The organism is Vibrio sp. TH_r3 (genome assembly GCF_033101115.1).
Lineage (GTDB): Bacteria > Pseudomonadota > Gammaproteobacteria > Enterobacterales > Vibrionaceae > Vibrio.
This window is the reverse complement of the sequence record NZ_JAWMPW010000001.1, coordinates 370,961-386,445: the sequence shown is the minus strand read 5'-3', so window position 1 is coordinate 386,445 and position 15,485 is coordinate 370,961. Positions and strand designations below refer to the sequence as shown.

Here is a 15,485-nt window from a genome sequence, read left to right as displayed (position 1 = left end):
GCCTTTTTCAACAAAGATGCTAGAAAATCGACATTCTGTGCTTTTTTGTAGCGTATATATGGTTGTGTTTTAAGTGAGTTGTTTTACTTCAAGCACATATAATACGGGTTTCTTTGTTAACATTTACATTACTTTACGTTGCTATGATAAATTACTTGCTAGAATCAAACTTTACGACGTCTATGAGTTATGTACATGAAAAATATCAAACTAGTGGCCTTTATTGTTTCATTTATTGTCTCGACCACGACTGCCAGTTATGCGGCAGGGCCTGAACGCTCTTCTAAACCTAAGAGTATATTAGTGGTTACCGAACAAGTTGCGACTCATCAAATCGCGCAAACGTTAACGTTAGTTGGTAAGTTAGAAGCAGAAGAATCGGTAGTTATCTCCTCAGAGGTTTCTGGGAAAATCGATGCGATTAATGTCAAAGCTAACCAAAAAGTAAGACAAGGTGATCTGCTTGTTCAGTTGAATGAGGATAAAGCTAAAGCGGCCATTTCAGAGGCCAGTGCTTATTTGCGAGATGAAAAAAGAAAACTCACCGAATATCAACGACTAGCCAAAAAAGGCGCGATTACTCAAACCGAAATAGACGCTCAAAAAGCGAGTGTAGATATCGCCAACGCTCGTTTAGATGCCGTTTACGCACAATTGAAAGATTTACATATTTCAGCTCCTTTCGCAGGCACTATCGGCTTTATCGATTTCAGCCGCGGAAAAATGGTTAACTCAGGTACCGAATTGCTTACGTTGGATAACTTATCCAGTATGCGCTTAGATCTTCAGGTTCCAGAACGTTTTCTTTCCATGTTATCTAACGGGATGATTGTTGATGCAACTAGTAGTGCATGGCAAGGCGTAACTTTTGAAGGTGAAGTTACCGGCATTGATACCCGCATTAACAGTGAAACGTTGAATCTTCGTGTTCGTATTAAATTTGACAATGCAAATAATCAATTGAAACCTGGCATGCTTATGTCAGCGACAATTGAGTTCCCAGCAATTGATGCACCAATTATCCCAGTTCAAGCGCTGCAATATTCAGGTACCAAGCGTTACGTTTACGTTGTCGACTCGGAAAATAAAGCCAAGAAAACCGAAGTTGTTCTTGGTGCTCGTATTGAAAATGAAGTGGTTATCACTAAAGGCTTACAGATAGGTGAACGTATCGTTGTTCAAGGTATCGTTAACATGCGAGATGGTTCTTTAGTTGAAGAACAAGCAACTAGAGCGGCCAAAGGCAGCATAGACAAAAGTAATAAAGAAAAAGACAGCACGGAAGAAGATAAAACAGCAAAGGAAGCTAAATAATGTGGTTATCTGATGTTTCGGTTAAAAGACCTGTAGCAGCGGTGGTACTTAGCTTGCTACTGGTGGTGTTTGGTATTGTATCGTTTGACCGGCTGGCAGTAAGAGAAATGCCAGACGTTGAAAATCCGGTTGTTTCCGTCACAACGCGTTATGAGGGAGCATCGGCCACTATTATTGAGAGCCAAATTACCTCTGTTATTGAGGATCAATTATCCGGTATTAGCGGTATAGATGAAATTACGTCCACTACGCGAAATAGCTCTTCACGTATAACCATTACTTTTAATCTGGGTTACGACTTAGATAGCGGTGTGAGTGATGTTCGAGATGCAGTAGCACGAGCACAAAGTCGTTTACCTGATGAAGCTGATGAACCATTGGTTTACAAAAACAATGGCAGTGGAGAAGCGTCGGTTTATATTAATTTAAGTTCTACTGAAATGGATAGAACCCAACTTACCGATTATATTGAACGAGCACTGATTGATAGGTTTAGTTTAATTACCGGCGTAAGCTCTGTTGATATTACCGGTGGTTTGTACAAAGTTATGTACGTAAAGCTTAAACCTGATCTTATGGCTGGGCGTGGGGTTACTGTTTCGGACATCACTTCTGCACTTCGAGAAGAAAACTTAGAAAGTCCTGGTGGTGAAGTGAGAAACGACGCCGTTGTGATGTCAGTAAGAACGGCAAGAAGTTACACACAAACCAGTGATTTTGAATACTTAGTGGTTAGGCGCGCAAGCGATGGAACGCCGATCTATTTAAAGGATATTGCTGATGTGTTCATTGGTGCTGAGAATGAAAACTCGACCTTTAAAAGTGACGGTATAGTCAACGTTAGTATGGGGATTGTGCCGCAATCGGATGCTAACCCGCTAGAGGTAGCGCAATTAGTACATAAACAAGTAGAAGATATACAAAAGTTTTTACCAGATGGAACTCGATTAGCGATAGATTACGACTCTACCGTGTTTATCGATAGATCGATCTCAGAAGTTTACAATACACTGTTTATTACCGGTGGATTGGTTATTCTGGTGTTATATATATTCATCGGTCAAGCACGTGCCACATTAATTCCAGCCATTACCGTTCCAGTCTCCCTTATTTCTGCGTTTATTTCGGCTTATTTCTTTGGTTTTTCTATTAACCTTATCACCTTAATGGCACTGATTCTGTCTATTGGTTTAGTGGTGGATGATGCCATTGTAGTGGTTGAGAACATCTTTCATCATATCGAACAAGGCGAATCCCCGTTGGTTGCGGCATTTAAAGGGACTCGTGAAGTAGGTTTTGCGGTTGTCGCCACGACATTAGTGTTAGTGATGGTGTTTTTGCCTATTTCCTTTATGGATGGCATGGTTGGGTTATTGTTTACCGAGTTCTCGGTACTGTTGTCGATGTCGGTGATTTTTTCTTCTTTAATTGCATTGACACTCACGCCAGTTCTAGCCAGTAAGTTTTTAAAAAATCAGGGGAAGCCGAATGGTTTTAACCGATTGGTAGAGTGGTTGTTTACGAAATTAGAAAATGGCTACAAATTTTTACTGCGCAAAGCGATGAGAATTAGATTGGTTGCTCCGATAATTATTCTTGGTTGCATTGGAGGCAGCTATTATTTAATGGACAATATTCCTCAACAGCTTGCGCCACAAGAAGATAGAGGGGTGCTGTTTGCGTTTGTGCGTGGTGCTGACGCCACGAGTTACAATCGTATGGCGGCAAATATGGATCTTGTTGAGGAAAAATTAATCCCGTTATTAGGGAAAGGTGTATTGAAATCATTTAGTATTCAAACCCCTGCTTTTGGTGGTAATGCTGGTGATGAAACGGGCTTTGTTATTATGATTTTAGAAGATTGGAATGTAAGAGAAGAATCTTCTAGTGAAGCGTTAGCTATTATTCGTAAAGCTCTTTCTGGTATTCCTGATGCGAGAGTTTTCCCTTTTGTGCCTGGTTTTAGAGGCGGGTCTAGTGAACCAGTGAAGTTTGTTTTGGGTGGTTCAGAATATGCCGAATTACAGAAATGGGCTGAGCTGTTGAAAAATGCTGCCGAAGAAAGTCCGATGATGGAAGGGGCTGAAATAAATTATTCGGAAAAAACGCCAGAGTTAGTAATTACTGTAGATAAACAGCGAGCAGCTGAACTTGACATTAAGGTGACGGATATCTCTGATACATTGGAAATAATGTTAGGAGGGAAAAGTGAGACTACTTTTGTTGAGAGAGGCGAAGAGTATGATGTTTACTTGCGTGGAGACGAGAATAGTTTTAATAACGCCAACGATCTGAGTCAGATATACATGCGTACAGATTCTGGAGAATTGGTGACGTTAGATGCGGTTACCAAAATTGAGGAGATAGCCTCAGCCACGCGTCTTTCTCACTATAACAAGAAGAAAGCAGTGACGGTTTCTGCAAACTTAGTGGAAGGTTACACATTGGGTGACGCATTAGATTTTCTTGATGCCAAAGCGATAGAGCTTATCCCGGGTGATATTTCTGTCGACTATTCTGGTGAATCTAAAGATTATAAAGAGAACCAAGCAGGAGTATTAATTGTCTTTGCTTTAGCTCTACTAGTTGCCTATTTAGTTTTGGCGGCTCAGTTTGAGAGTTTCATTAACCCATTGGTGGTTATGTTTACTGTCCCTATGGGGGTTTTTGGCGGGTTTTTAGGTCTTTTCATCATGCAGCAAGGACTTAATATTTACAGCCAAATAGGTATGATCATGCTTATTGGTATGGTGACCAAAAATGGCATCTTAATCGTTGAGTTTGCCAACCAGTTGCGAGATAAGGGCATCGAATTTGAAAAAGCGATCATTGATGCTTCGGCTCGACGCTTGCGCCCAATTTTAATGACAGCGTTTACAACATTAGCTGGTTCTATTCCGCTTATTATTTCAACAGGCGCAGGATATGAAAGTCGTATTGCTGTAGGTACGGTTATTTTCTTTGGTATGGCGTTTGCCACATTAGTGACATTGTTTGTTATTCCTGCCATGTATCGATTGATTTCTGCTTCCACACAATCTCCAGGACATGTTGAAGATGTGCTAAATAAGCAACTTTCAATGGAAACATTGACGAGAAAAAATCACGGTTAGAGATCAAGCACGTTGGTGGTGTTTCTATTCGCATCAGTAGTAGGAACACTCGCCATTCGCTTGCTGTTATCTTTCTCGTTACAATGTTCTAAATAAAATTATTTTTTGAAAAATAGTTTTTATAGGAAAAATTTTCCTCTAAAGAGAAAAGCAGACAATGAACTTAGATAAAACCGACAAAACGTTATTATCGATGCTACAGGAAGATAGTACGATCTCTTTAAATGAACTGGCAGAAGCGGTTAACTTAACGACGACTCCTTGCTGGAAACGGTTAAAACGACTAGAAGAAAAAGGAGTGATTAGTAAGCGTGTTGCGTTACTCAATCCAGAGAAGTTAGGGCTGCTTTTTACCGCATTTGTGCTGATAAAAACGGCTAATCATTCACATGAATGGTACAACCATTTTGTTGAAACGGTCGCACCATTTCCTGAAATCATGGAGTTTTATCGTATGGCTGGTGAATACGACTACATGATGAAAGTACAAGTCGAAGATATGAAACGCTTCGACCAGTTTTATAAAAAATTGGTCAATAGCGTAGAAGGCATATCTAATGTTACGTCGACTTTCGCGATGGAACCTCTTAAATATACCACCGCATTGCCGTTACCAAGCTAATTATTTGTTCACCATGATGTCGAGTATTTGAGTGTCAGTTTGCTTCATTGAACCATTAACTAGAGCAGAAAGGTTCTTAATAGATTCCTCTACATCGTTTGCAACGATGCCATCGTTGCCACTCACTCTTACACCATCAATAGCCATTAACGCCGCTTTAACAGCGGCGCCAGCGGATGAAGATACTTTCATCGCGCAGCTCGGTTTCGCCCCATCACAGATAATGCCAGAAACATCACCGATCATGTTTGAGATAGCGTAACCAATTTGTACGAAATTTCCGCCTAAGAGCCAAGTCATACCTGACACTGCCCCCATTCCAGCCGTTGTTGTTGCACACAGCGCCGACAGTTTATCTTGTTGGCTTTTGATATAGATAGCCATTAAGTTAGCTAACATTAATGAGCGAATAGTTTGTTCCCTGCTTGCCTTTAAAAACTGGGCGGTAACATAGACAGGCATTGAAGCCGCGATCCCTTGATTACCCGATCCTGAGTTGCTCATCGCTGCAAACATTGCACCGTCCATTCTAGCGTCAGCGGCGGAAGAGGTACGAGTCAATACTTCAGTTAACAGACCTCCAGAAAGCAATCCTCTCTCTACGTTGCGTTGAAACGTCGCCCCGATTTGTAAGCCATAATCATTGGTTAATCCCTCAACCGATAATTTATCATTCAATGTACCGGCGGCTTCAATAAACTCGATATCGCTCAGCGGTGCGTGGGTAGCAAAATCAAAAATATCTTTCGCATTGGCATACTCAAAGGGATTGATTGATTTTTGATGACTTTGGTCATGATCGATATTGAGCGAAGGAACGTAAATAGAGATACCATTTTCTTCTACAGAAACGACATTAGTATGGCCATCGGCGATCGTCACTGAAACGGTCTTATTGCCATCATAAGCGGTGACTTTGGAATATAAAATATTATCTACATCGGCCACGTCAACAGTAACCGAACCGTTATCGAGCAACGTTTTTGCAGCTTGGACATCAGCCAAAGTTACATCTTCAAGGACTTCTAAACCAGCATTTGGGTTGCCTGCAATCGCACCGATTGCCGCCGCTATTGGTAGACCAACCATCCCCGTACCGGGCACACCGACGCCTATACCGTTTTTCATTACATTGGGTGAGACTTTTGCCGATATTTTTATAGGCTGTCCCGATAATTTTTGTCGAGCGATTGAAGCCGCTAAAGCTATCGCTATCGGTTCCGTACAACCTAAAGCAGGTGTAACTTCTTGTTGTACGATCTTTATAAAATCATTCCATAAATGCTTGTTCATAACGGTCCCTATTCTAAATCAATCAAGTATGTGTATAGAATAAGGATAAGGCTTTTGTGAGAGTAATAATTTGCTTTGTCGTATAAAAATAACGACAAAAGTGGAATTATTTTCTATTTTTATTTTAATTAAGAGATTATTTTTATCTATGTAGTCCATATAATAAAAATAAGATAAAAATATTGAGATAGTAAGGAAACAGAGCAATCGAAAAAAGTGAATGCTCTGTCGGTTCTAATGGTCGTCAAGTGATTAAAAAGCGCTACTCATTAATGAGTTTATTTAGTAAATCTCATTACGCCTTCTTGTATTGCAGAAGCAACTAAATGGCCTTGTTGGTTATATATTTCTCCACGAACTAACCCACGAGCATTACTCGCAGTTGGACTTTCAATGGCATACAGTAACCAATCATCCATTTTAAACGGTCGATGAAACCACATGGAATGATCAATGGTTGCTACTTGAAAATTTGGTGTCATTAGCGTGGTTTTATGTGGATGCATTGCTGTAACAAGAAATCCCCAATCAGAAGCGTAGGCGAGTAAATACTGATGAATAAGTTGGTCATCTGGTACGCTACCGTTGGCCTTGATCCATAAGTATTGTTTTGGCTCTGCCCGAACCGGCTTAAGAGGATTGATTACTGTTACAGGCCGCACTTCAATTGGCTTTTCACCACAAAAAATTTGTTTAATTTTCTCTGGTAAAAAGTCGGCAATTTGGCTAGCTAGTTCTGATTCTGAAGCATAGTTTTCAGGGCCAAGAATATCTGGCATGCTATTTTGATGTTCAAAGCCTTCTGCGTCACCATGATACGATGCGGTTAGATAAAAAATAGGCCTTCCGTTCTGTACTGCTTTTACTCGTCTGGTACTTAAGCTTTTTCCATCTCTCAAATTTTCCACATCATAAATAATGGGTTTTTCTGGGTTGCCGGGTAGTAAAAAGTAACTGTGGAATGAATGGACTTTTCTGTCACTCGGCACGGTATATCTGGCAGCAGATAAGGCCTGTCCTATCACCTGACCACCGTAGACTTGTGGTAAACCTAAGTGTTCACTTTGACCTCTAAAAAGTCCTTGTTCTAATCGTTCTAACTGTAACAGCTGCAGAAGTTCATTTAGCGGCTTACTCATATCATCTCCGTCAATGTTTTGTTAATTATATGCAATTAACAGGATTTTATTCTAAGTTATTCTTATACTTACTCGCAACTAGATAACGAAAAGAGACAAATGTTATGAAAAAAATAATAATGCTGATGGTGGCCGTTATAATGGCATCTACCGTTCTTGGTTGTACTACCACAGACTCTGTAGAGAAAGCGATAGATCAAAAAGGCGTTATGATGAGCGCCATCAAAGGCAATATTGCTTACCGAGAAAGAATAGCACTACCCCCAACAGCGATCATTACTGTTACGTTAGAAGATGTGTCTAAGATGGATGCGGCAGCCAAAAAAATTGCCGAGCAAACTTTTACGTCCGATGGAGAACAAGTGCCATTCGATTTTGAATTGAGTTATGACGCTAATATGATAGAACTGAATCACCGTTACAGCGTGAGAGCAACGATCCATGTTGACGGTAAATTGCGCTTTACCACCGATACGGTTAATTCAGTGATAACTGATGATAACCGTACCCAGCAATTAAATTTACAGTTGGTTTCTGTTAAATAACAATTTAATTGTTATTTGAAACACTGCAATCAATGGCAGCGTTAAAGTTGCCATTTAAATTTTCTTAAATTGACTCTTCCTGTTTCACTCACAACAACGCCTTCTTTAACAAGGCGAATTTTTTGTCTGTTAAAATTTTCACCGGTCAATGATATTTTTCCTGCGCTGTTGATAACTCGAAACCAAGGCAAAGTGGAATCTTTAGGTAAGTTTGCTAATGCTTTACCTACGTGCCTTGCATAGCCGGGATAGCCCGCCATCTTGGCTATGTCACCATAAGTCGATACTTTTCCATGTGGAATTTGGTGAATAACCACAAAGATTTGTGCCAAAAATTGATTCATACTGTTTAAATCTAGTCTTGCTATAGGAAATAGGTTTTCATGTGTGAAGTTATTCTATTTGATTTAGGAAGAGTTGTCGTGGATTTGGGGCCGTCTCCGATACCGAAGAGTTGGTTAAGTAAGCATAATTATGCACAAGTAGAACCGTGGTTAAGTTCGCAGGTTGGACGGCAGTTCGAGAAAGGGCAGATAACAGCATTTGAGTTTGTTACTCAACTTAAGCAGCAGTTTATGTTAAGCCAGAGCAATGAAGAGATCATAGACGCTTTTATTCAATGGCCTATCGGTATATACCCTAATTTAATTAATGTCTTAATCCAGCTACGGGAAAATTATCATTTGGCGGTATTGAGTAATACCAATGAGCTTCACTTTCCTCGGTTGATAGAAGAGTTCGCAATAGCGGAGTATTTCGATACCATCTTTGTTTCCCACCACATGCATAAAGCAAAGCCGGATATCGAAGCATTTGAGTATGTTTTACAAGTACTTGATGTTAGTGCAGATAACGTCTTGTTTTTAGATGATAATCAACAAAATATTCAAGCAGCGAAGTCGTTAGGCATTAACAGTGTTCAGGTTTGTGGTGAAATTGAAGTACTTGAAGTACTTCAAGTGCTTAAAGAGAAAAACTTGTGGTGATCCATTTATCCCACTGAGCGTTGCCGTGCAATAAATGAACACTTAACAAATAAAGGTAATAATTCAGATACAGATGACTTGCAAAGCATTATTAGATAGTCGATAATCCTCCGCACTCGTTGGCCAATGTGTTAACGAAACAAAATCTATGGAGGCCCTGGTCCTCCCGCAACAATACCTTGTTTAATTGGTCAGGTCCGGAAGGAAGCAGCCAGGGCGAGCGACTTGTGTGCCGGGATGTGGCTGGGGCTTCCACCCATCTTGTTGTTGAAACCGTAAGATGTCCAAAGAAACCATAACCTGTCCTTTTAAAACCCAAAAAGTGTCCTATCCTTATTTTAGTTGTTTATTTACAACGAATGGGGACCTCAATGTATATTCGTAAGTTAAGAGTAGTCCGAAATGTTTCAGAAAGCATAGTCCCAGCAACAGAGTTAACTAATGTGTAAAACATGCACATTGCTTATCAAGCAACTACCGATGAATCCTCAGTAGTTGAGAAATCTATAACAATTCCAGAACGACTTGTTTCGTAGGTTATTTCTTCTCCTTTCTAATTTAGCTCTGCTTTCTATGGCGGTTTTTACTTATCATCATTGTCTAAATGTCGGTAATGCGATAAACCTAAACGTACTACTGATTTAGTTTGAGTGAATGTATCTGTATGCGAGTGAAAATTACTTCTTGATACCTGCAGAGTTACAAAAAGAATTTTTATGGAATCAGGGTGATACTATCCAGTGGATTGATAACAGCGATGGCAGTTGGACTTTAAAAAAGTTGAGCAAACTTGACGCTTTAAAACTGAAGGTATTTGAAGATCCTAAAGTAAAAGCAGAATATGACGGAATAGAAAATTGCCCTAGTGATGAACTGAGAGGAGAAGAAAGTGAACTGCAGGAATGGTTGGGTGCCAAGCCTGTTGGAAAAGAGATCATCTAAGAAGCTTTTGCCCCATTTCATGCTGGCGAGATCTCTGACCGATAAATTTCGTCCCTCGACTTATAGGTATTGTCTGAACGAATTGAGAAGGGGTTGTGCGCGGAATCTCTCATTTTCTTCCAGCCATTAATATTGCTAGCGTGCAGCTGTACTAGCATAATCATGCAAACTGACTTGAGGTCAGAACGGAAAAACAGACAAAAGCGTCTACCGTCATGGTGATGCGTGGATTGGCTGTACTCTTAAGTGGGGGTAGCTGCTTCGAGCGTCTTATTAGACTGAGCATAGTATTTTAAGTGAGCCAATCTCATATATAATACTGCTTGAGCGCTAACTATAAAGTATATTGCAATGTGGTTTTATGAACTTGATTAGTGTGCTATTCACATTATTATGTTCTTGTGGTTAGGTAATATAAGAAAAGTGAACTGTAATGAAAAGCAAAGAAGAAAAAATAATAACTGTGGAAAGTATTAGAGGTTTTGCCTGCCTCATGGTATTAATGTCTCATTTAAGTTTGACTTTTTTCCCATTCCTACATTCGTTTGGAATTGAAGGAACTTCCTCAAATAACCCAATTCAGGTTTTTATACATGAATCTCCATTTGGCTTTTTTTTCTCAGGAACATCAGCAGTTTTTATATTTTTTGTGTTGAGTGGCTACATACTGACAAAAGTTGGGCTAAGGAATAATGATAGTAAATATATATTAATAATGAGCTTGAAGAGATACCCTAGGCTAATGATTCCAGCACTAGTTTCATGTATTCTATGTTGGCTATCATTTATAATTTTTGACCTAAATAATCCACTGATACCTTGGATTAGTAATTATTCATCAAGTGTGAAACCGAATATATTAGATGCACTATACAATGGCGCTGTTGAAGTATTTTTCACCACAGGGGAAAGTGCTTACAATCCTGTACTTTGGACTATGAAAGTAGAATTAATAGGGTCATTTTTAGTTTTCTTTCTTTGTTATACGAGCTTGAAAAAAACGTTACCTTATATGTCTTTAGTTTTCTTTTTTGTTATTCTGTCATGTGTGTTGTTTAAGTTTATACCATTGTTATTTGGCTTAGGTTTATTCTCTTTTCTGGTTGGCTATTTATATTGTTTATATGGAAGAGAGATCTCTTCTAAGTTGGCTATAGTGTTAATGGTACTAGGCCTATACTTAGCAGGTGTACATAATAACAGTACATCATACGAATTAATTCACTCATACTTAAGTTCGCACACATATATATTATGTAATTTTTTATCAGGATTTTTTATTGTATACGCAATTTTGTTTAACAAAAAATTTAGTACATTATTTTCTAGTAAGTTGGGGCTTTTTCTAGGGAAGTTGTCATTCTCAGTTTATCTAATTCATCTCTCAGTGCTATCCACTTTTGGTGTTTTTGCTTTTAGCTCAATATTAAGTATGACTGAAAATTATACGGTATCCGCATTAGTTACAAGTGCACTGACAGTAATATTAGTTTACTTTTTATCCATTTACTTCGAAAGATTCGTCGACCAAAAAGGTATGATAATTTCAAACGCTTTTTCTAAGTATATAGTTAATAAGTTTAGTCGACCTTGAGTTAATATGCATAAATACACAAAGATAAGATTATTTGGCAAGAGATGATACTCACTTTTGAGTATTTTCTGTCACGCCCTTTTTGCGGGTAATCATGAACAAAACTACGGTAATTTCAGTGGCACGATCTACCAGTAAGTAATTACGTTAACGCAGAATGGCGGAGAAGTGTTTCTGTGGTTGACGGGGTAATGCATACAGTTCGAAAATTACTGCATAAAGTCGATCAATCTCGACAATTAACTAATGGCAGGTTATGTCCATTTTCGAGCACGGACGGCATCACCTAGTGTGGGGCCGTTCTGCTGTTTGGGATGTAAAAAAACTCTCTGATGGGTAGATTTTGTCCGAAGCTTCAAACACATTTGTCCAAAAGTGTGTTTTAGCGGGTTCTCTATATGTGTGGCGTTACATTTAGTGCCAATATGTAAGTCAATTTCTTTCACAATAGATGTTAGCGTAGAACTTAAAAAAGAAAAAGGACACCTTATGGTGTCAGCGACAAAGGCATTGTAACGTCTGATAATGCTAAAGGTAAGACGGGGTTACGCTTGAGGATAACTAAATTGGCAGTGTCCAATATGGTGAAAATTTTTAGGCTAATGAACTTAAACATGACAAGATTTAAAACTCTATTCTTAAGTACTCTCTCTATCCAATTGAATTGTAACGATTTTAAAATAACTGTCTTTTTGGTCAGGTTTTTGCTTAACTTTGTTTTAACATTTAGATAATGAGCTCACCACAATAAGGCGGTGAAGTTCATCCTTGCAAAGGAACATGCATGACCCTACCTATTATAGATATTTCTCCCTTACAGTCCGACGACCGTGAAGATTGGCAACCTGTTATTAAACAAATAGATGCCGCGTGTCGAGATCTTGGTTTCTTTTATGTGGTAGGGCATGGTATTCCTCAAGAGCAATTTGATCATATTGAATATACCGCTGACCAATTTTTTGGATTGCCAGTAAAAGAAAAACAAAAAATATCTATCGAAAATAGTAAAAATCATAGAGGGTGGGGGAGACTTGCTGCTGAAAAGCTAGACCCAAATGGACAAGCAGATTGCAAAGAAACGTTTGATATGGCGCTTGACCTTTCACCCTTTCATTCTCAGGTAAAACGTTGTCCTAAGCTGTATGGTCCAAATCAATATCCTGAACTTTCAGGTTTTGTCCAATCTGTTAATCAGCATTATACCTTGACGTTAGATGTGGGCATGAGAGTACTTAAAGCAATGGCCTTAGCACTTCACGAACCAGAAGACTTCTTTACGAAGTACTTTCGACTTTCAGTTTCGGTATTGAGACTATTGCACTATCCGAGTCAGAGTCAAGTCACAAACGGGGCAGGGGCACATACTGACTATGGATGTATTACATTACTTTACCAAGATAATAGTGGTGGATTACAGCTACTAAATAAACAAAACCAGTGGATTGATGCACCACCTGTACCCGGTAGTTTTGTCGTAAATATTGGAGATCTAATGCAACGTTGGACCAACGACATCTATCGGTCGACTCAACATCGAGTTTCAAACCCTATATCCGGAAAATCAAGGTTTTCTATGCCATTTTTTGTTGAACCAGACTTTGATACGCCAGTTGAAACGTTAACTTCTTGTATAGAGCAAAAATCAGGTGAAGGTGGTTACCCATCGATTACTGCTGGTGAATGGATTATCTCCTGTTTTGAGGGAACCTATGAATATTTACGTGAGCCTGAAAATGATTAGTGTGATTATAAAATAAATAGTCATATTTTAAGTGTTATTGCTGTTGAGGTGACTGATACCTTGATATGGTTTTAGGGACAGGCACTTTATGAAGCAAATTACATTTTGCTAATAAAGTGAACTATAAGGTGTGTGTCCTTATTAAATTTCTTATTAAATTAAGATGCCTGTCCTGATTAGATGTCAGCTTAAGAGCTTGATATGAGAAGCTATATCTTGAATCATTTCTTGACCTGAGTCTCCTCGCTGTTTTACTAAGCTAATGAACAGTGCATCCGTTATTACGTTTTGTGCGGTACGCGCAATCATTGACGATGCTCGATGTTGCAGTTCATCTGCAATAGTGTCTAAACAAATGTCGGCAAGGCTACGTAGTTCACTAGGAATGGGAGAGGTTAAAGCAATTACCTGCACACCTCTTTCTTTAGCCGCTTCTACTGCGGCATTTATCTCTTTGGTTTCCCCCATAAAAGAAATGACAATTTGTACATCGTTTGCAGAAAGAGTCCGTGCAATACCAATTTGAACATGACTATCAAATTCCGATGTTACCGCTATGCCTAGTTTTAGTAATTTATAAGCAAGGTCTTTTCCAGTTAAAGCAGACCCTCCCATCCCCACAATATGAACGCGTTGAGCTTTATTTATTAAATCTACTACGAGATCAAATTCTCCGTTAGCTAGAGCATTACTCGTTTGAAAAATAGCTTCAGATTTTGCTTTGATGAGTTTTTGAAGCATAGTGGAGGTTGAGTCACTGGTGGAAATATTAGTATGCAGAGGCGTATGTTGTATGGCACTTTTTCTACTTAACTCCTCTATTAAGCTTCGTTTAAACTGGCTAAATCCATCAAAACCAAGTTTTTGGCTAAATTTTATAATGCTCGATTGGCTAACATTAATTTGTTTGGCGAGTTCTTGACTGGTCAATGGAATTACCTTGCTTGGATCAGTAACTATCCAATCGGCAATTTTTTTTCCGTTAGGTGATAATTTCTCTCGACTAAGTAAAACCTTATGTGTGACCGACATCACGTTTCTCTCTATATTCTCACGGTAACTATTCCATTTGAGTAGCTCATTATTCAGTTCACCTGTTCTTGTAGGGTAGACATACTTTAATTTACTCTCTAATAAAATACTCCTAGTAATTAAATTATTCCATTATTTTGTATTTTTGGAATAATTTATAGTGTGATTTTGATCACTATTTGTGTGCACTTTATGCCATAAGGTTGGTGTCAAATATTATGTTAGGGGAACAACATGAAGCTAAATATCGACCATTTAGTCACCGAAATGCGTAACTCATCTAGTGAAAAAATTGATACTTTATCGACGATTGATATGTTGAAGGTGATAAACAATGAAGATAAAACCATAGCACATGCAGTCGAAGCAACCTTGAATGAAATTGCGATAGTAGTTGATGCAATTAAAGCTGCTTTTGAAAAGAATGGTCGTCTTATTTATTTAGGGGCGGGAACATCTGGTCGATTGGGTATTCTAGATGCTAGTGAATGCCCGCCAACTTATGGTACTCCTGCTACTCAAGTTGTTGGTCTTATTGCCGGTGGGCATAAAGCAATTTTTCAAGCAGTAGAAAATGCTGAAGATTCGCCAATTCTTGCGGTAGATGATTTAAAAAACCTCAGTGTTAATCAAAATGATGTTGTGGTGGGAATCGCCTCAAGTGGACGCACGCCTTATGTTTTAGGGGGGATGGAGTATGCAAAAACGCAGGGTGCATTTGTTGCCTCTATTGTGTGTAACCCCCAATGTCCAATGATCGACGCAGCAGACGTTGCAATTGTTCCGGTTGTTGGTCCAGAAGTTGTTACTGGTTCATCCAGAATGAAAGCAGGGACAGCACAAAAAATGGTGCTGAATATGCTAACTACAGGAGCAATGATTCGTTCAGGGAAAGTGTTTGGCAATTTGATGGTTGATGTCGAAGCAACCAATGCAAAGTTGGTTCAGCGCCAAGTGAATATTGTGGTAGACGCAACCGAATGCACTGAAGCAGAGGCAGAGCAAGCACTCCAAGCATGTGGACGTCATTGTAAGACAGCCATTTTAATGTTGCTAGCCAGTTTAACAGCTGATCAAGCATCAAAGCTATTAATTGAAAAAGATGGATTCATTCGTGCTGCATTAAACAGTGATGCAGCTAAAAAATAGTTGTTAAGGACATTA

At 39.0% G+C, this 15,485-nt stretch carries 13 protein-coding genes and 1 other RNA gene; 10 read left to right on the top strand and 4 right to left on the bottom strand.

Translation table 11 applies throughout. The annotated features are described in order from the left end of the window. The first annotated feature begins 195 nt into the window (after positions 1 to 195). The 3 genes from R3X26_RS01635 to R3X26_RS01625 all read left to right on the top strand — a co-directional run bounded on the left by R3X26_RS01635 (position 196) and on the right by R3X26_RS01625 (position 5,049). Positions 196 to 1,314 carry an efflux RND transporter periplasmic adaptor subunit gene (locus tag R3X26_RS01635; RefSeq protein WP_317715370.1) on the top strand — a complete coding sequence of 373 codons (1,119 nt, stop codon included), beginning with the start codon at positions 196 to 198 and terminating at the stop codon, positions 1,312 to 1,314. After that, positions 1,314 to 4,427, top strand: a complete 3,114-nt coding sequence (locus R3X26_RS01630; protein WP_317715369.1) for a multidrug efflux RND transporter permease subunit — start codon at positions 1,314 to 1,316, stop codon at positions 4,425 to 4,427. Before R3X26_RS01635 ends, R3X26_RS01630 begins: the two co-directional genes overlap by 1 nt. 157 nt (positions 4,428 to 4,584) lie before the next feature. Then, entirely contained in the window at positions 4,585 to 5,049 is a 465-nt protein-coding gene (locus R3X26_RS01625; RefSeq protein WP_317715368.1) for an Lrp/AsnC family transcriptional regulator, read from the top strand. Here the strand turns inward: R3X26_RS01625 and R3X26_RS01620 are convergent, their stop codons facing one another. After that, positions 5,050 to 6,342: a serine dehydratase subunit alpha family protein gene (locus R3X26_RS01620; protein ID WP_317715367.1), complete on the bottom strand. Its 1,293-nt coding sequence runs from the start codon at positions 6,340 to 6,342 to the stop codon at positions 5,050 to 5,052. A gap of 278 nt (positions 6,343 to 6,620) precedes the next feature. Further along, the gene (gene tesB / locus R3X26_RS01615; RefSeq protein WP_317715366.1) at positions 6,621 to 7,481 is read right to left on the bottom strand and encodes an acyl-CoA thioesterase II; all 861 of its coding nucleotides are present in this window, start codon (positions 7,479 to 7,481) and stop codon (positions 6,621 to 6,623) included. Between the two features lie 104 nt (positions 7,482 to 7,585). Here tesB and R3X26_RS01610 point away from each other — a divergent pair, with 104 nt between their 5' ends. After that, a complete protein-coding gene (locus R3X26_RS01610; protein ID WP_317715365.1) occupies positions 7,586 to 8,026 on the top strand; it encodes a YbaY family lipoprotein in 441 nt (146 codons plus the stop codon). A 41-nt stretch (positions 8,027 to 8,067) separates the two neighbouring features. Here the strand turns inward: R3X26_RS01610 and R3X26_RS01605 are convergent, their stop codons facing one another. Continuing rightward, complete coding sequence (locus R3X26_RS01605) at positions 8,068 to 8,370, bottom strand: MGMT family protein (RefSeq protein WP_317715364.1); 303 nt, start codon at positions 8,368 to 8,370, stop codon at positions 8,068 to 8,070. Between the two features lie 39 nt (positions 8,371 to 8,409). Between R3X26_RS01605 and R3X26_RS01600 the strand changes: the two genes are divergently transcribed. The 5 genes from R3X26_RS01600 (at position 8,410) to R3X26_RS01580 (ending at position 13,289) form a co-directional block, all read left to right on the top strand. Further along, the gene (locus R3X26_RS01600; protein WP_317715363.1) at positions 8,410 to 9,012 is read left to right on the top strand and encodes an HAD family phosphatase; all 603 of its coding nucleotides are present in this window, start codon (positions 8,410 to 8,412) and stop codon (positions 9,010 to 9,012) included. A 155-nt stretch (positions 9,013 to 9,167) separates the two neighbouring features. After that, positions 9,168 to 9,264: signal recognition particle sRNA small type (ffs, locus tag R3X26_RS01595), an RNA gene on the top strand. A gap of 402 nt (positions 9,265 to 9,666) precedes the next feature. Further along, complete coding sequence (locus tag R3X26_RS01590; protein WP_317715362.1) at positions 9,667 to 9,954, top strand: hypothetical protein; 288 nt, start codon at positions 9,667 to 9,669, stop codon at positions 9,952 to 9,954. A gap of 433 nt (positions 9,955 to 10,387) precedes the next feature. After that, complete coding sequence (locus tag R3X26_RS01585; RefSeq protein WP_317715361.1) at positions 10,388 to 11,548, top strand: acyltransferase; 1,161 nt, start codon at positions 10,388 to 10,390, stop codon at positions 11,546 to 11,548. Positions 11,549 to 12,332: 784 nt separating this feature from the next. After that, on the top strand, positions 12,333 to 13,289 hold the full coding sequence (locus R3X26_RS01580; RefSeq protein WP_317715360.1) for an isopenicillin N synthase family dioxygenase: 957 nt from the start codon (positions 12,333 to 12,335) through the stop codon (positions 13,287 to 13,289). Between the two features lie 183 nt (positions 13,290 to 13,472). On the opposite strand, the gene R3X26_RS01575 is transcribed toward R3X26_RS01580, so the two are convergent. Further along, positions 13,473 to 14,321: a MurR/RpiR family transcriptional regulator gene (locus R3X26_RS01575; RefSeq protein ID WP_317715359.1), complete on the bottom strand. Its 849-nt coding sequence runs from the start codon at positions 14,319 to 14,321 to the stop codon at positions 13,473 to 13,475. A 234-nt stretch (positions 14,322 to 14,555) separates the two neighbouring features. Here R3X26_RS01575 and murQ point away from each other — a divergent pair, with 234 nt between their 5' ends. Beyond that, the gene (gene murQ / locus R3X26_RS01570; protein ID WP_317715358.1) at positions 14,556 to 15,470 is read left to right on the top strand and encodes an N-acetylmuramic acid 6-phosphate etherase; all 915 of its coding nucleotides are present in this window, start codon (positions 14,556 to 14,558) and stop codon (positions 15,468 to 15,470) included. Positions 15,471 to 15,485: the final 15 nt, after the last annotated feature.